This is a genomic window from Mycobacterium scrofulaceum (genome assembly GCF_001667885.1).
Classification (GTDB): domain Bacteria; phylum Actinomycetota; class Actinomycetes; order Mycobacteriales; family Mycobacteriaceae; genus Mycobacterium; species Mycobacterium scrofulaceum_C.
The window spans coordinates 152,796-169,057 of record NZ_LZJW01000132.1 but is presented as its reverse complement, the minus strand read 5'-3'; the positions used below and the strand labels follow the sequence as shown (position 1 = coordinate 169,057).

General features: G+C 64.7%; 17 protein-coding genes. 4 read left to right on the top strand and 13 right to left on the bottom strand.

Going from position 1 to position 16,262, the window contains the following annotated elements:
- Nucleotides 1–4 precede the first annotated feature (4 nt).
- Complete coding sequence (locus tag A5681_RS19640) at nucleotides 5–2,596, top strand: sugar epimerase family protein (protein ID WP_067278832.1); 2,592 nt, start codon at nucleotides 5–7, stop codon at nucleotides 2,594–2,596.
- A gap of 38 nt (nucleotides 2,597–2,634) precedes the next feature.
- On the opposite strand, the gene A5681_RS19635 is transcribed toward A5681_RS19640, so the two are convergent.
- From A5681_RS19635 to A5681_RS19625, 3 genes are all read right to left on the bottom strand, one after another.
- Nucleotides 2,635–3,867, bottom strand: a complete 1,233-nt coding sequence (locus A5681_RS19635; protein WP_082968447.1) for a cytochrome P450 — start codon at nucleotides 3,865–3,867, stop codon at nucleotides 2,635–2,637.
- A 74-nt stretch (nucleotides 3,868–3,941) separates the two neighbouring features.
- Nucleotides 3,942–4,262, bottom strand: coding sequence for a hypothetical protein (locus A5681_RS19630; protein ID WP_067278826.1), 321 nt, complete (start codon nucleotides 4,260–4,262; stop codon nucleotides 3,942–3,944).
- A gap of 31 nt (nucleotides 4,263–4,293) precedes the next feature.
- Nucleotides 4,294–5,139, bottom strand: a complete 846-nt coding sequence (locus tag A5681_RS19625; protein ID WP_067278824.1) for an SDR family oxidoreductase — start codon at nucleotides 5,137–5,139, stop codon at nucleotides 4,294–4,296.
- A 136-nt stretch (nucleotides 5,140–5,275) separates the two neighbouring features.
- Here A5681_RS19625 and A5681_RS19620 point away from each other — a divergent pair, with 136 nt between their 5' ends.
- Complete coding sequence (locus A5681_RS19620) at nucleotides 5,276–5,872, top strand: TetR/AcrR family transcriptional regulator (RefSeq protein ID WP_067278822.1); 597 nt, start codon at nucleotides 5,276–5,278, stop codon at nucleotides 5,870–5,872.
- Between the two features lie 28 nt (nucleotides 5,873–5,900).
- Here the strand turns inward: A5681_RS19620 and A5681_RS19615 are convergent, their stop codons facing one another.
- From A5681_RS19615 to A5681_RS19580, 9 genes are all read right to left on the bottom strand, one after another.
- Entirely contained in the window at nucleotides 5,901–7,130 is a 1,230-nt protein-coding gene (locus A5681_RS19615; protein ID WP_067278820.1) for a cytochrome P450, read from the bottom strand.
- A 13-nt stretch (nucleotides 7,131–7,143) separates the two neighbouring features.
- Complete coding sequence (locus A5681_RS19610; RefSeq protein ID WP_067278818.1) at nucleotides 7,144–7,566, bottom strand: hypothetical protein; 423 nt, start codon at nucleotides 7,564–7,566, stop codon at nucleotides 7,144–7,146.
- 15 nt (nucleotides 7,567–7,581) lie between these two features.
- Nucleotides 7,582–8,634 carry a dihydrodipicolinate reductase gene (locus A5681_RS19605; protein WP_067278816.1) on the bottom strand — a complete coding sequence of 351 codons (1,053 nt, stop codon included), beginning with the start codon at nucleotides 8,632–8,634 and terminating at the stop codon, nucleotides 7,582–7,584.
- Complete coding sequence (locus A5681_RS19600; protein ID WP_231996372.1) at nucleotides 8,631–8,984, bottom strand: hypothetical protein; 354 nt, start codon at nucleotides 8,982–8,984, stop codon at nucleotides 8,631–8,633. The genes A5681_RS19605 and A5681_RS19600 overlap by 4 nt, the downstream gene beginning before the upstream one ends.
- A gap of 90 nt (nucleotides 8,985–9,074) precedes the next feature.
- Nucleotides 9,075–9,680 (bottom strand): hypothetical protein, encoded by a 606-nt coding sequence (locus A5681_RS19595; RefSeq protein ID WP_231996371.1) that lies wholly within the window; start codon nucleotides 9,678–9,680, stop codon nucleotides 9,075–9,077.
- An 89-nt stretch (nucleotides 9,681–9,769) separates the two neighbouring features.
- A complete protein-coding gene (locus A5681_RS27990; RefSeq protein WP_269454968.1) occupies nucleotides 9,770–9,898 on the bottom strand; it encodes a hypothetical protein in 129 nt (42 codons plus the stop codon).
- Between the two features lie 16 nt (nucleotides 9,899–9,914).
- Nucleotides 9,915–10,718: a CbbQ/NirQ/NorQ/GpvN family protein gene (locus tag A5681_RS19590; protein WP_067278810.1), complete on the bottom strand. Its 804-nt coding sequence runs from the start codon at nucleotides 10,716–10,718 to the stop codon at nucleotides 9,915–9,917.
- Nucleotides 10,715–12,238: a nitric oxide reductase activation protein NorD gene (locus A5681_RS19585; RefSeq protein ID WP_067278808.1), complete on the bottom strand. Its 1,524-nt coding sequence runs from the start codon at nucleotides 12,236–12,238 to the stop codon at nucleotides 10,715–10,717. Before A5681_RS19585 ends, A5681_RS19590 begins: the two co-directional genes overlap by 4 nt.
- A gap of 188 nt (nucleotides 12,239–12,426) precedes the next feature.
- Complete coding sequence (locus tag A5681_RS19580) at nucleotides 12,427–13,074, bottom strand: hypothetical protein (RefSeq protein WP_067311754.1); 648 nt, start codon at nucleotides 13,072–13,074, stop codon at nucleotides 12,427–12,429.
- Nucleotides 13,075–13,491: 417 nt separating this feature from the next.
- Here A5681_RS19580 and A5681_RS19575 point away from each other — a divergent pair, with 417 nt between their 5' ends.
- Nucleotides 13,492–14,619 (top strand): dihydrodipicolinate reductase, encoded by a 1,128-nt coding sequence (locus tag A5681_RS19575; RefSeq protein ID WP_067278804.1) that lies wholly within the window; start codon nucleotides 13,492–13,494, stop codon nucleotides 14,617–14,619.
- Nucleotides 14,620–14,623: 4 nt separating this feature from the next.
- Here the strand turns inward: A5681_RS19575 and A5681_RS19570 are convergent, their stop codons facing one another.
- Nucleotides 14,624–15,223, bottom strand: coding sequence for a TetR/AcrR family transcriptional regulator (locus A5681_RS19570; RefSeq protein WP_067278800.1), 600 nt, complete (start codon nucleotides 15,221–15,223; stop codon nucleotides 14,624–14,626).
- Nucleotides 15,224–15,435: 212 nt separating this feature from the next.
- On the opposite strand from A5681_RS19570, the gene A5681_RS19565 reads away from it, so the two are divergent.
- Nucleotides 15,436–16,224, top strand: coding sequence for an SDR family NAD(P)-dependent oxidoreductase (locus tag A5681_RS19565; protein WP_067278794.1), 789 nt, complete (start codon nucleotides 15,436–15,438; stop codon nucleotides 16,222–16,224).
- The last annotated feature ends 38 nt before the right edge of the window (nucleotides 16,225–16,262 follow it).

The following is a 16,262-nucleotide window of genomic DNA, read 5'->3' as shown; positions in this document are numbered from 1 at the left end:
ATCAGTGAGAATCGCCGTCACCGGGGCCAGCGGTGTGCTGGGCCGGGGCCTGACCGCCCGCTTGCTCAGCCAGGGGCACGACGTCATCGGAATCGCCCGGCACCGGCCCGAAAGCTGGCCCAGCGCGGCCGAATTCGTCGTGGCCGACGTCCGGGACTCCGACGCGGTCAAGCGCGCCCTGGCGGGCACCGAGGCTGTGGCGCACTGTGCGTGGAGAACAAATCCGGGGCACGAGGATCGGGTCAGCCGGCAGGTCAACCTCGACGGCACCCGCAATGTGCTCGAAGCGATGACTGAGACCGGGGCCAGAAGGATCGTCTTCGTGTCCTCGGCGCATGTCTATGGTGGCGGGGACGCGCCGAGGACCGAACACGACCCGAGAACGCCGGTCAGCGCCGAAGGTCGATACCAGGCCCTGGTCGAGCAGATGCTCGAGCGCTCGGACCTGGAATGGGTCGCGATTCGCTCCGCGCTGATCCTCGGCCGAGGCGTCGATAACTGGGTACGCCGGCTGCTGGCGTTGCCGGTATTCCCAGACGGATCGGCCGACCGTCTCATGCAGGTCGTCCACTCCGACGACGTCCTTCGGCTGTTCAACCGGGCGATGCTTGACACCGAAATCGGCAGCGGCCCTGTCAATCTCGCCGCCCCTGGCGAGCTGACCTTTCGGCGGATCGCCACCGCGCTCGGACGCCCCGTTGTGCGGATGGGGTTTGAACTGGCCGAGCTGCAACTGGTGCACGGCGGCGCGTTCATGGACACCGCGCGGTTACGTGAGCAGTGGGGATTCTCACCGGCGTGGAACTCCGGCGAATGCGTCGAAGATTTCGCGCTTGCGGTCCGCGGCCGGGTCACCGTGGGCAAGCGGGTGGTGTCGCTACCGTGGCGGATGGCCACCATCGGTGACCTACCGTCCGTCGATGCGCCGACCGAGGACGGGGTGAAACCCAATTGGGCTGGCCCAGCCGGTGACAACGGGGAGTTCGACACCCCGATCGATCCGCGCTTTCCAACTTTCCTGGCCACCAACCTGTCGGAGGCGCTGCCCGGACCGTTCTCGCCGGCGTCAGCCTCGGCAACCGTGCGCGGGTTGCGCGCCGGCGGGGTGGCCATCGCCGAACGGCTGCGCCCCGGCGGCATCGTCCAGCGCGAAATCGCCACGCGCACCGTCGCCGTGTTCGCCCACCGCCTCTATGGGGCTATCACGTCCGCGCATTACATGGCCGAGACCGTACCGTTTGCCAAGCCCACGACGATCGTCAGCAACAGCGGCTTTTTCGGGCCCAGCATGGCGTCGTTGCCGATCTTCGGAGCGGAGCGCCCGCGCTCCGAAACCGGCCGGCTGCGCAAGCAACTGAGGACAATTCGCAACATCGGGGTCTTCGGTGTCAACCTGATCGGTCTGTCGGCGGGCTCGTCCAAGGACACCCACGAATTCGTCGCCGATGTCGATCGGCTCGAACGCCTGGCCGACGACGTCACCCGGCTGGACGATCGCCGGCTGCTCAGCCTGATCACCTTGGCCCGCGACGAGGTGGTGCATGGCTGGGTGCTGGCATCGGCATCGTTCATGCTGTGCGCGGCGTTCAACGTGCTGCTGCGCGGTTTGTGTGGACGAGACACCGCCGCGCCGGCGGGACCGGAACTCGTCAGTGCGCGATCGGTCGAGGCGATGCAGCGGTTGGTGGTTGCCGCACAGCGCGACCCGAAAGTGACGGCGCTGCTGGCCGAGCCGGGGGAGCGGCTGGGCAAGCTGGCCGTCGAGGCGCCGGAGTTTCACGCCGCCGTCCTGGCCGAGCTGGCGCTGATCGGGCACCGCGGCCCCGCCGAACTCGAGATGCTGTCGATCAGCTACTCCGATGACCCGGAGTTGCTCGTCCGGATGGTGACGAGAGCGATGAACGCCGCTGCGACGCCTCAACCGCAGCGACCCCGTATTCCCCTGCACGCCAAGCCCGTTGCCCAGTTGGCGGCACATCAGCTCCGCGACCGCGAAGTCCGTCGCGACAAGGTGGTGCGGGCCAACTGGGTGCTGCGTAAGCTGATGCGCGAATACGGGCGCAGGTTGGTCGATGCCGGAATCGTCGACACCGCCGATGATGTCTTCTACCTGCTCGTCGACGAGCTCGATGCGCTGCCCGCGGATGTCGGGGCGCTGGTGGCCCGACGCCGTGCCGAACAACGCCGACTGGCCGCGGTGGTTCCACCGACGGTTTTCAGCGGGACCTGGCAACCGATTACGACGACGTCGGCGGCGCTCACCAGCGGGGAGACCCTGCACGGGGTTGGTGTCTGCGGAGGCAGGGTGCGCGGCCGCGTTCGGATCGTGCGGCCCGAAACGATCGACGACCTGCAGCCCGGCGAGATCCTCGTCGCCGAGGTCACCGATGTCGGCTACACCGCCGCATTCTGTTATGCCGCGGCCGTGGTGACCGAGTTGGGTGGTCCGATGTCGCACGCGGCGGTGGTGGCCCGCGAGTTCGGATTCCCGTGTGTGGTGGACGTTGCGGGCGCCACCAAGACTTTGCCGCCGGGCGCGCTTGTCGAGGTCGACGGCACGACCGGCGAAATACAAGTCCTCGAAGTGACCGCATAGAAGGCTGGGTCTCCTCGGCGCACCAGCAATGGTCTACGTCAGGCGGGGCTGAGGCGGATCGGCAAGCGGGTGGGTCCGCGTAGCGAGCTGTGGCTCGACCACCGCGTCGGACCCGCGGGAGTGATTCGGGCGACGCGGGTGACGAGTTGCCGCAGTATTGCTTGGGCTTCCATGCGGGCCAGCGGTGCCCCGAGGCACATGTGTGGGCCGTACCCGAAGGCGACGTGCATCCGCGGGTTGCGGTCGGCGCGGTACTCGTCGGGATCGTCGAACGCGGTGGGGTCGCGGTTGGCCGCGCCGAAGGACAGCAGCACACGTGATCCGGTGGGGATGGTGACGTCGCCGATTCGGTAGTCGGCCCGGGTGTAGCGGTAAAGGTTCTGGATGGGTGTGGTGAAGCGGAGCTGCTCTTCGACGGCGAGGGGGATGAGGTCGGGGTTGGCCCGAATCAGGTCGTACTGCTCGGGCCGGTGGGCCAGGGTGTCGAACATGCCGCCGAGCAGGTTGGTGGTGGTCTCGTTGCCGGCGATCAGCAGGTGGATGGCGATCAGCAGAAGCTGATTATCGGTGAGGCTGCCGTCGGTGTTGTGCTCGATGAGACGGCCGAGCACGGTGCTGGATCCCTTGAGTCCACCGGCGGCGAATTGGCTTGTGAAATAACGCTGTAACGCCACCATGGCTGACATCGACTTGGCCGCGTCGACGACACCGGAGAGCGTGGGCTTGAGCTCCATGACTCCCACGGCGCGTTCGGACCAATGACGAAAGTCGCCGACGTCGGTGTCGGGCACGCCCAGGATCTGGGCGATCAGGCGTATCGGCATCGGTATGGCCAAGCGCTGCACGACATCGCAGCCGGGGTCGTTCAGCACGTCGGTGACCAGTTCGGTGGCTAGCCTCTCGGTCATCTCCTGCCAGGACTTCATGGCGCCTGTGCTGAATCCGGGCTGGACTTGCTTGCGCAGCCGCGTGTGTTCCTCGCCGTCGGTGAGCACCGCCAATGAGCCGGACATCCGCAGGCGCGTTACCCCTTGGGTGCTGGTGACCTGGTCGGTGTCGCGCAACGCGGCCCGCACGTCGTCGAGGCGGCTGAGGATGAAGGTGGCCCGCCTGGGGTTGTAGTGCACGCGGCCGCTTCGGTGCAGGGCGCGGTACGCGTCGAACGGGTCCGCGGCGGTGGCAGGGTCCTGCGGGTCGTAGTCGGTGTTGATCGCGCCGATCCAACCGTTGTAGCCGCGTCGGCGGGTCCGGACGGCGCCGGCGACATTCATCCGCACGAGGCCGGCGACTGGCCTGAGGGATTCGGTCGCCTTCTGGGCGGTCTCTGCGATCGACACAGTCGTTCCTATCCTGATCGCTGAACTCGGCGACCGTCGCCGCGTGGCACGCAGAGTTGGGCCCGAAGGATGCTGATCGTCAGGTAGGTGATGTAGCAAGCGGACAAGACCGCCGTTGGTCGACGCGTTCCCGCGCGCAGCGTCAGGACCCCGAGCGCCGTTTCGATCGCGCCGTTGACGTAGGTGAAAATGCGCGCGTGGTTGGGGAAACCGAGGCGATTGAAGGGATCGAAGATCCGCGGAGCGAGGAAGTGCGCCACACCTATTGAGCTGGTCAGTAGACCGAGCGCTCGGCGTGCGGGTTCGCCGCGAGTGTCGTCGTCCGTCATCGCGTGTCGTCCTCCTTCGGGGAACGCAGGGCTAGGTGTTGCGTGCTGCCAGCGGCAGCATGTTTTTGAGCGTGAACGCCGCCAGAACGCCGCCGTCGCAGGCGATGTCCACACCGGTGAGGTAGCCGGCTTTGGTCGAAGCGCAAAAAGCCAGCACTGCGGCGACTTCCTCGGGCTTCCCAAAGCGCTTCAACGCGGCCAGTTTCACCATCGCGCCCGATCCGGCTTGCTCCTCCAACCTGCCCATCTCGGTGTCGATGCTGCCTGGAGACACCGAGACGATGCGGGCACCACGGCTGCCGAATCGGGCCGCTTGAGATGCGCAGTACCACGTCACGAAGTTCTTGCTGATGGAGTACGCCAAACCGGGGCGCACCCCGGTCGGCACGATGTTGCAGGCAGAGGTCACCTTCGCCATGAAGCGGTCCTCGTTGCGCAGCGCTTCCCTGAACCGTCGCTTGGGGATGAACAACCGGGGGAACACGTGCGCGGCCATGGACGCGACATTGACGATCGCGAACCCCTCACGCGCCAGCGGGAGGAACGCCTCGTTGACATGGACCGTGCCCAACGCGTTGATGCGCAGGATGCGCTCGGCATCGCCCATGCTCGGACTGACACCCGCCGTGTGGATCACCGAGGTCACCGAGCCCAACGACGTCGAGGTGGCGATCAGCTCGGCGACCGAGGCGCGGTTGGTTACGTCGCACTCGACCGCCACGCAGTCGATGCCGAGGCGCTGCAATTCGGCTGACGCCACCTCCAGCCGGCTCGGGCTGACGTCGCTCACGAGGACCAGCCGGTCTTGCCCGACGATCTTGGCCGTGGCCATTCCCACGCCACCCGCGCCTCCGGTGATGACGCACAGCTCGCGCATGTATCCACCTTCACGACCAACGCACGCCCGTCGGCGACGACCAGTAACAATTACGAGATAAATTTTCTCGTTTATCGTGACACATCGTGGCGTCGTTGACTAGGCGCGAGGTCCCGCCATTGCCTAGGTTCTTCGTGTGGGCCAATCTCGGCGGGGACGACCGCGGAGCGCGGCTGTGCACCAGGCAATCCTGGACGCCACCCGCGCGCTCCTCGTCGATGCGGGCTACCGCGGAGTCTCGATGGACAAGGTCGCCGCGATCGCCGGCGTGGGTACCCAAACGGTCTATCGACGGTGGCCGTCTAAAGGCCCCCTGGTGGCCGAGGCAGTCATGCAGGCCTACGACCAGACCGACTTCCCGCTTCCGGACACGGGAGACACGGTCGAGGACTTGAGAACCTGGCTGCGCGCGTACGCCGAAATCGGTTCGGCTGCCGAGAATGTCGCACTCATCCGCGCTCTCGCCGCCGCGGCTGCTGAAGACCTGAGCGACCGCGACGCGCTGTACCGCCAACTCACCAGCCGCTTTCACGACGCGGTGGCAGACCGGTTACGCGTGGGAATCTCAAAGGGTCAGATCCGGCCGGATGCCGACGTCGAAGCCGCCGCCGACGCGCTGATCGGAGCCACGCTCTACCGCATGCTCAGCGTTACGACATCGGTGCAGGAAACGACCGAACGCTACTTCGGACTGATAGACACGCTGATGTGTGGCATCTCGCCGCACAGCTGAGCTTCTGGCACTGCAGCTATCACGCGTCTCAGGTATTGAACTCAAGCGGTAGGCGGGTCGGCCCACTCATGCCGAGAAGTGGCCGCCACGAAGGGCTTTCCACGCACCGGGCATTCGGTAGGCGGCGGGAAAGAATCGTGAGCGCTTCGGAAAGTTCACGCCTCGCCAGGTTTGCGCCCAGGCAGTAGTGAGCCCCACCGCCGAAGGTCAAAATGGGCGGCGGATCGTTGCGGGTGATGTCGAAACGCGCGGGGTCGTCGTAAATAGCCGGATCTCGATTGGCCGCATAGGTGTTGACGATGATGAAGGTGCCGGCCGGGAAAGTGTAGTCACCGACTGTGACGTCGTCGGTGACACTGCGCAGGGTGCTGCACATCGACGGCGAGTGCCGCATGGTTTCTTCGACGGCTCTCATTCCGAGCTCGGGACGGTCACGAAGTCGCGCCCACTGGTCGGGATGTTCGCAGAAGACTTCCATCGAGGCTGCTAATTGCGTACGGGTGGTGTCGGTTCCGGCCAGCAGGATGCTGAACGCCAGCATCTTGACTTCGCCGGCATCGAGGCGGTCGCCTTGATCTTCCGCCCGGATTAGTTCCGAGAGCAGGTCGTGGGTCAGCGCTTTGCGCCGATCGGCGATCATCCCGTCGATGTATTCATCGAAAGCGTCCCAGGCCTTCAGGACCTTCGGCTCCTCCTCGGCGAGATTGCAGTCGAAGCTGACCACTTTGAAGATGTCCTCTGCCCATTTCGAGAACAGCTGCCAATCTTCCCGAGGCGCACCCAGGAGAGCGCATATGACTGGAATCGGATATGGGCGCGCGATCTGTTCGACGAACTCGCAACTTCCCTCCGCGACAACAGCATCGGTGAGCTCATTGATGACCGCATGGATTGTCTCGTCCATGCGTGCGGTTGCCCGGGGTGTGAATGCCCTCGACACCAGGCTGCGCAACCGACGATGAGCGGCGCCGTTCATACACAGGATGCTGGCAACGACGCGATCCCAAAGCTCGCCTGATGTCACGCCGTGAGCGGTGAGGTGGATGCCTGGAGGAATCACGAACTTCGGGTCGCCCAGGACGGTGCGGGCGAGTTCGTAGGAGAGCACCTCTGGGCCCACGGGACCCAGTGCGATCGGTGCCACCTGTTGGGCGGCCCGAAATTGTGGATAGACCTCTTGAGGCGTGTCGGTGATGTCGTAGTTCAGTATCGGTAGGTCGGCGTCGAAGACGCTTGGTGCTGCGGTGTCGACGGTCACGGTGCCGCTCCAATCATGGAATGTTGGTCGCCAGGAACGTCAGGGGCAGACCCAGGATCGATACGTCATTTTCGTCGAGATAGGAGCCCTCGCCCTCGAAATGCTGCCGGAATCGCGTTGTCGCGCGGTAGCGCTCGGCGACGACGTCAGCAGAACAAGCGTCCGGCACCCCGATGACCACGGTGTACACGCCGTCGCCGTGACGTTCGAGAAAGTCGGTCACCGAGCCGGCTACTTCCCCGGTCGACCCGGTTATCGGGCTGACCAGCTCGATACCCCGGCTCCAGTCGAGGTGGATGTCCAAGCCGAGCTCGGTCAGCTGAAGGGGCTGGAAAACGAATCCCAGGTCACTGAACATCTGCGTCGCCTCAGCATGTCGTTCCGGGGCCACGGCGAAGACGACGTGATGCAGCGACGGTTCTTGCTTTGCGGTCATGGCCCGGCTTTCTGTTCAACTGGTTTTCAAGACTCCGCGCGGAAGCAGCAGCGGTAGGTCTGTGTAGGTGGCGATGCCGGGCGGAGCGGCGATGACGGCGGGTATCGCGGTGATCGCCGGCATCGCGGTGATGGTGAGGCCCAGCATGATGTAGTCGTCCAACGTCGTACCGTCGAAGTCCGGCGGTGGCAGGAAGCTCAGCGTGGTCTTGATCGTCGGACGGCCCTGCACCTCGACGGTGTAACCCATGTCCAGCGGCCAATCCGGTTCCAGCGCCTGTCCTTTTCGCCATTGGCCGCCGATTTCGATGACCTCTCGACCGGCCAACATCCCTGTCCAGCGAACGTGGACGCCGGCGACGCAACCCTTTGCGATGGTCCAGTCTCCGGGCAGGTGCAGATCCTCCGTGGTCTGGGCGTACTCGGCTTGACAACGGACCTCGTCGAGTTCGACGCCGAGGGCGTCGGCGAGCAGTAACACGCCGTCGCGAAAGACGCCGGATCCTTTCTCGGTGACTGCCGGTAGATCCTGCTGATCGATCGGATACCCGAAGCCCATGGGTATCTCCGTCGCCGGAGAGTTGTAGATCGTGGTGTCAAAGGATTCCAGCACCGACACCTTGTCCACCCGGTCGGAGAGCCCCGCCGACACGATGGTCAACAGTTGGACGAAGCCGGGGTTGATGCCGGTGCCGAAGATGCTAGATCCGCCCGCTTCGCAAGCCCGCGCGATTCGCTCGCGGCCCTCACCGAGGAAATGGCCGGTGACGAACCCGGCCGTGCCCACCACGTTGATACCCGCTTCGAGGATGCGAACCAGCTCGTCCACATTGGCGAACATCGGGTTGTAGACAACGCAATCCGGCTTCAGCGCGAGCAGTGCCTCGACGTCGTTGGTGGCCTTCACGCCGAGGGATTCGATCCCGCACAGCTCGCCGACATCGCGCCCGGCCTTCTCCGGCGACCAGGCGTAACACCCGACGAGCTCCAGTGCGGGATTGGCGGCTATCGCCCGCACCGAACTCTTGCCGACGTTTCCCGTCGTCCACTGGACGACGCGGTACGTCAAGGGTGTGACCCTGCGTGCTGTTGGGCGGCCTGGCGAGCGAGCCGGTCATTGTGGATCTTGACGAGTTCGCGGAAGCCAAGCCGGTGGTACTTCGGTATCGGCTGGATGCCCCACACGTCCTGCGCTGTCGCCTTGCCTTCGGCGCCCTCCGGCGGCCCGAACGGCGGGTACGGGTACTTGCACTCCAAGGTGTCGTTGGAGTAGCGAATCTTGAGCAATTCGCTGCAGATCTGAGTAAGGCTGAGCGTGGGGTAGCCGTAGTAGACCGCCATGAACGGCAACGTGAACGCACCTTCGAGCACCAGCGCCACGAGGCAGACCAAAACGGCCCGCTTGATCCATTTGTGCATCCGCGCGTAGTACGGCGTGGTCCCGGGCTCGAGATCGGTTGCCGGCTCTTTGTCTTCGGTGGTCGACGGTGCAGCCACTGCTTCGCTCCTTTAGTCGGTGAAGATTTCTCGGTTGACGGTGTGCAGGTAGGGGATGCCGAGGAAGGGGGTGATGTAGAAAATGTCGTAGAGCCACCAGCCGATGACCGGGAAAACGACACCGGCATAACGCACGTCGGCGAACATGGTCATGTTGAAGACGTAGGCGGACCAGATCACCACGCCCATCCAGCAGGTGACGACCATCCACTGATGACCCCAGCGCTTCATCTGCAGGAAGCCGATGGCGGCGGCCACCCGCATCGAGAAGACCGTCATGATCAAGCCTGCCACGTAGGCTTTTTCGCCCGGCCCCGCGGCGCCCCCGACCCAGAGCTCGTTGTAGTGCCAGAAGTAGCCGGCGTCGAACATGTTGCCCCAGCCCACCATCAGCACACGGTTGATCAGGGTGTGGTTGGCGACCAGGTCCAGGGCCCAGCCCAGGCTGTTGAGCATGCCGTCGATCAGGGTCAGATAGCCGATCAGGGTTACGATCATCGGCCGTACCGACAGGCCGGAACGCAGGGCTTGGCGTTGCAGCCACACGCCCCGCATGAAGATGGGAAAGCCGATCAGGCCGGGCGCCCACATGCCCATCAACGCGGCGCCGATGATCATCCACTTGTCGGCGCGGCGCTGCGCCTGGCGGGACGCGTCGTGGTGATCGTCCAGGTTGACCGAGCTCGCCGGCTGCGCGACAACAGGTTTCACAAGTTCCACCAGCCGCGAGCGAAAGACATGTACATCTGGATGCCGAACATCACCAGCAGGTACCCGTAGATGAATAGCTGGAACACGATGAGCGCCCTCTTGCGCTTCCTCTCCTGGTTGTCCATGCCGTCGGCTCCTTTCCTAGGGGTGTGCACTCGGGGCGTCCGTGGTGGCCAGGCTTGCCGCCGCGACTTCACGTAGACCGTCGGTGACCGCGCCGTCGAGGCTCAGCGGTGCGAGGATGCAAGCCTCCGCCGCATCTAATTCGTTTGCGCCGGAGGCGATCAGGTGCGCAGCGGTGACCAACACCCTGGTCGACGGTGGCTCGAAGTGGAAGGCGTCGTCGGCGGTGCGGATCGCGACCGCGCATGCGACCAATCGACGCGCCGTGGCGGCAGGGATCCCGGTTTCGGCGACGATCACCTCGGCCTCGCGCTCGGGTGGCAGGTACCTCATCGCGAGTGTGACGAATCGCTGGCGGAACGAGGGTTTCAGCTCCTTCAGCGAGCTGCGATATGCCGGGTTGTACGAACACACCAGCATGAAGGAATCCGGCGCGGTCACGACTTCACCGGCTCGATCCAGGTAGAGCGATCGTCGATGGTCGGTGAGCGAGTGCAGGATGGCCAACGAGTCGTGGCGGGCTTCGACGACTTCGTCGAGGTAGCAGATCGCGCCGGCCTTGACGGACCGGGTCAGCGGGCCATCCGTCCAGACCACGTCGCCGCCGGTCACCAGGAAGCGGCCGACCAGATCGGAGCTGGTGAGGTCGTCGTGGCAACTGATCGTGACGACGGGGCGTTGCAACAACTCGCCCATGTGCTCGACGAAACGCGTCTTGCCGCATCCGGTCGGGCCCGTGAGCATTACCGGCATGCGCTGACGGAAGGCCTGCTCGAACAGCTGGACTTCGTTGCCGTTCGCGAAATAGGTTTCGGTGGTCATGCGGCGACCAGTTCACGATGGACATGGGCCAACACTCGCGGCAGCTCCTCTACGCGTCGGATGCGTTGTGATCGGCGGGGCCCGAAGACCTCCGGTAGCGGATCGACCCGGGTCGGTCCCACGCCGAGGTAATAGATCGATACCCCCGCATCGTTGGCCTCTTCGACGGCGTGCGCGGCATCCGCCCAGGCATACCGGCCTTCATAACCTTCATCGGAGAGCAGACCGTCACCGATGACGATCATCAGCCGCCGCTCGGATCCCTGCGCCAGCAGCCGGCTGGTCAAATGGCGCAGCGGCGCACCGAGCCTGGTGTACCCGCGGGTCGACAGGCCGAGCCCGCTGGGAGCCACCAGCCGGCGGTCTTCGAAATCCTTCAGGCAATGGACTTCGACGCGGTGCCGGGTGTTGCCGGTGAAGGCGAAGACGCCGTGTCGCTCCCGGGCAAGCGTCATAGCGCGCGAAAGCGCGTCGGCGCAGGCCAATTCGAGTTGGAAGATCCGCCCGCCGTGCACCCCCAGCGATGAACTGCCGTCAAGCAGCAGCGCCGTGGTGACGTCGCGACCAACCGGGAGCAGCTCGCGGAATATCCTCGGCTCCCCGGCCTCGCCGGTGGTCAGGTCGATGTAGTGGCTGACATATTGGTCGACGTCGAGGTCCGAGCCGTCCTCGAGGCGGTCCGCCATCCCACGGTGGGTGTGTTCCTCGAACCACTTGCGAACGTCAACTGCCACGGGCACCTGAACAGGTGCGCGGTGGGCGTCCGCATACTCGATCACGGCGACGTGGTCGCGCATGAATTGCTTGGTCCACATGTTCCATTCCGGGTAGGGAATGCCCGGCCGGTGCTCGGGGGTCGAGTCGAAATCGTTGTCCTGCGGCCGACTTGGCGGCGGCAGGTTGGGGTTACGCACCCCACCGTCGCCGCCGACGGGCACCGAGTACGGCCGTGGCAGTCGCTTTTGCACTGTGGTCCAGGGCATCCTGCCGAAGCTCCTGCGCAACCGGTCGGCCAAGCCCTTCGGCGCCGTGAACGCCAACGGCAAGCGGCCCAACAGCGGATCCACCGCCAACGGCTGACCCGTGGCGGCCAACGCGATCGCCCGGTTGAGCATTTCCAGGGCGGTCATGTCGCCGGCTTCGGTGTGCAGGTCCGGTAGCAGTCGTTGCGCCTCGGGGATCAGACCGGGCCAACGCGAGGCCATCCAGCCGAGGGCGACGCCGGCTTCGACCACGGTGAGGGCGCACATTTCCCGAGCGGACAACTCGTTGAGCCGATATTCGGTGATCCGCTCTTTGGACGGTGAACATTGCAGGGCCACACCGCATGTCAGGGCTCTGCGTGTCCAATCACACAGTGGCGGGTAGGGGACGTGAACGAAGGTCAACGTTGCGTTCAAGCCGAACCGGCGCCGGTCACCGGTGACCAGCCGGACGCCCTCACGACGTCGCTCGCTGAGCGCGACCGCGGTCACCGAGCAAGTCCGTTCCAGCGCCATGGCGTGGGAGTCGTCAGGCATTGGCCCGATCCGAGTTTCGGCGGTCCACAGCGCTCAGAATGTGCCGATGTTGGAGAACAGCCAATACCAGAACCAGATGATCAGTCCGGTGCCGCCCCACGCGGCGACATAGCGCAGGATCTCCCACAGATAAGCCACGATTGGACCTCCTTGGTGACATCGTCAGCCGGTGCATGCCGAGCTTCCGATCAGTCGGAGAAGAGTTCTCGGTTGACGGTGTGTAGATACGGGATGGCAAGGAACGGGGTGATGTAGAAGATGTCGTAGAGCCACCAGCCGACGACGGGCAGCACGACACCGGCGAAGCGGACGTCGGCGAACATGGTCATGTTGAAGACGTAGCCGATCCAGATCACCACGCCCATCCAGCAGGTGACGACCATCCACTGGTGGCCCCAGCGTTTCATCTGCAGGAACCCGATGGCGGCGGCGATGCGCATCGTGAACACGGTCAGGATGAGCCCTACCTCCCAGGCCTTTTCGCCCGGACCGGCGGCCCCCCCGACCCACAGCTCGTTGTAGTGCCAGAAATATCCGGCATCGAACATGTTGCCCCAGCCGTTGAGCAGCACGCGGGCCAGCAGCGTGTGGTTCGCGACCAGGTCGAGCGCCCACCCGACGGTGTTGATGGCGGCGTCGATGATGACCAGATAGCCGAGCAACGTGACCAACATCGGCCGCACCGAGAGGCCATCTCGCTGAGCCCGGCGCAGCAATCGGACTCCCCAGAGAAACAGCGGCAACCCGAAGACCCCGAGCGCCGCGGTACCGATCAGGAGACTGCCGGAGATGAGCCATTTGTCGGCTCGACGCTGCGCCAGTTGCGACCGTTCCATGTGCTCGTCAATGGTCAGACCGGACGCATGGTCGGTGGAGCGGCCGCGCTGGTCCAACTTCGGCGGATTCACGTACCCTCCCCGTCATCGACGCTGATTGGATCGGCGTCTGCACTATAACAGGCTGACTGTAGTCAGCATAAGTACGCGACATGGTCTCCGCGAGCGGTCAAAGCGCACAGGTCCCGGTCGCGAAAAGAAGCAACAGATCCGAATAATTCGACCCATGAGAGCAGTGGACGGGTATCGGTCAGGGCCTAGCGGGTCATGAAACTGACGCGAGTCAGGACGCTAGTCGTTGACACACCGATCGGCCGGTGCCTACGCTCAGCGCGCGCCTCCGCCGTCCAAGCCAGGTGCGCCGTCGGCGAGGCCACGCCTGCTCATCGCGCCATCGGTGCATGCAAAGGAGTAGCAATGACGCTCACCCGGGAGGACGCCGGGGCTCGACAGTCATCGGCCGAGCGGAAGTATCGCGTAATCCAATGGGGCGTCGGCAATGTCGGGACGGTGGCGCTCCGCCATTTCGCCCATAACCCTGCCTACGAACTGGTCGGGGTGCTCTGCAATCGGCCGGAGAAGGTCGGGAAAGACGCCGGCGAGCTCTGCGGCAAGCCACCTACCGGGGTGCTGGCCACCGACGACAAGGCGGCCATCGAGGCGCTGGAGGCCGACTGTGTGTTCTATGCGCCGCTGTGGTCCGATCCCGACGAGGTGTGCCGCCTGCTGCGCGGCGGCAAGAACGTGGTCGCGTCGGGCGGCGCGTGGTGGTATCGCACCGAGCACAGCCGGGCGGACATCGACAAGATCCACGCCGCCTGCCTAGAGGGCGGTACCTCGTTCCACGCGGGTGGTGTCAATCCCGGTTTCGCGGGCGACCTCCTTGTCCTGACACTGGCGCGGATCGTGAGCCAGATCGACACCATCCATATCTACGAAGTGGTGAATTTCGGCAGGGACACCCTGAAGTACCTGTTCGAAATGGGCATGGGGAGCGATCCCGCCGGCTTCGAGGACGGCCCGAACCTGCTGGGGCAAGCCTGGCCGCTGTTCGCACAGTCGATGGCGATGATCGTCGAGAATCTGGGCAAGACGGTCGAAAGGTACACCACGGAGGTTGAACTCGGTGTCGCGACGCGCGACATTCCCTTCGAGGGCGGGGAAACCAGCGACATGCCCGGCTTCAGGGGAGTGATCAAGGCGGGCACCGTTGCCCGCCAGCATCACAAGTGGACGGCGTGGGTGGAGGGGCGGCCCCTCGTCGTGTTCCACGAGATCTACACAATGGATACCTACGATGCCATTGAGCCCCAAGAGGATTGGCCGCAACACTACCATTACCGCATCGTGATTGAGGGTGACTCGTCCACGGAGCTGATCTTGCAAGGGGCGCAGGACCCGGACGGCGGCTATGCGCTGCCCGGGTATACCTGGACCGCGATGGGCCCGGCGAACGCCATTCCCGCCGTCTGCGATGCCCCGCCGGGTTTCATGTCCCACAACGAACTTGGGCTGATGCCACTACGCGGGGTGATCCGGCCCTGACGGGTCAGGGTCGCATGCTCCGTAACGCCCACGCGACGTAATCTTCCAACAATGCGCGGCCCGTCGGCCAATGATTGGTCGTGATCAACAGGGAGTAGAGGCCGAGCAAGAAGAACACCGCACTGTTCATGGGGCTGACGTCGGGGTCGACCTCGCCGCGTTCTTGTGCCTGCGCGATCTCCTGGGCGACCAAGACGATCAAGGGATGATCCCTACCGTCTTCAGTAGGCGGACGAGTTTGGGAGAAATGCAGCGCCAGAAAGTCGTTGAAGAGCAGATCGCCAAGCCGGCGTTCCAGTCCGATCACGAGGCGGACCGCCTCGTTCAGTGCGGACGCGAGGTCGTGCTTGGTCTTCAAGAATTGTGCGAACTGCTTGGCGATGCGGTCCTCTTCCCGGCGCTCCAGCTCCAGCAGCACGTGCTCCTTGGTGGGGAAGTGAAAGAAGAACGTCCCATGTGCAACTCCGGCGGCGGCCACGATGGCGCTCACGTCGGCCTCGGCCATGCCGGCGCGGGCGAACTCGGCGATCGCGGCGCCCATCAAACGCTCCCTCGTCTGCAGGCGCTTTGCCTCTCGCGCCGACAACCGGTCTGTGACAGCCATTTCGATCCTTACCCGTTGACCTGACTCATGCATGAGTTCACGGCGCCCCTGACCAGTATGCCGTGTTCCGCTCAAAAAGGCTTGTATTAGTTAGTCATTATCTGGTCACACGCGCACGCATCCAATTCCGGGCCCGCAAAGTAATTGACTTTAGTCAGCAGGATTCATAGATTGAACTGCGCACCTGTGACCCGGCGCCGAAGGAGCCCAGCATGGCATTGGAGCAATTCCGGTTGGACGGGCAGGTGGCGATCGTCACCGGTGCCGGGAAGGGCGTCGGGGCGGGCATCGCCCGGGTGTTGGCGGAGGCCGGCGCCACGGTCGTGGGCACGGCGCGCACCGAGGCGGATATCGTTGGCACGATTGAGGGTATCGAAGCCGCCGGAGGCAAGGGGCTGGCTCTGGTCGCCGACGCGATGAGTCGCCCTGACGGGGAACGGGTCGTCGGCACCGCCATGGAGCGTTTCGGCCGCATCGACATTCTCGTCAACAACGTCGGCGGCTCCACGTACGCGAGATTTCTCGACATCACCGATGAGGACTTCCGGCACACCTTCGACTGGTGTGTGACGTCGGCCTTCATCATGAGCCAGCTCGCGGCGCCGCACATGCTCAGTGCCGGACGCGGTTCCATCATCAACATCTCGTCGGGCTCGGCGCGCTTCGGCATCCGGGCGCTGACCGCGTACTGCGTTGCGAAGGGGGGCCTCGAAGCGCTAACCCGCGCCATGGCGCAGGAGCTCGCCCCGAAGATTCGCGTCAATGCGATCGCCCTCGGTTCGTTCGCCACCGACGGCCTGAAGGGCAGCCTGGACCTGATGCCAGGCTCGCTGGAGAAGATGCAAGAGGCCACACCGCTACACAGGTTGGGCGACGTCGAGGACCTCGGACGCCTTTCGGTGTATCTGTGCACGCGCGATTGTTATGCGACGAACGCGATCTTTCACGTCGACGGCGGCATCGACTCGAACAATTCACCCTTGCCGATTCCCGATTACTGACCGGCGTTGCGATCGAACGCGTCATGATGGGGCGTCGG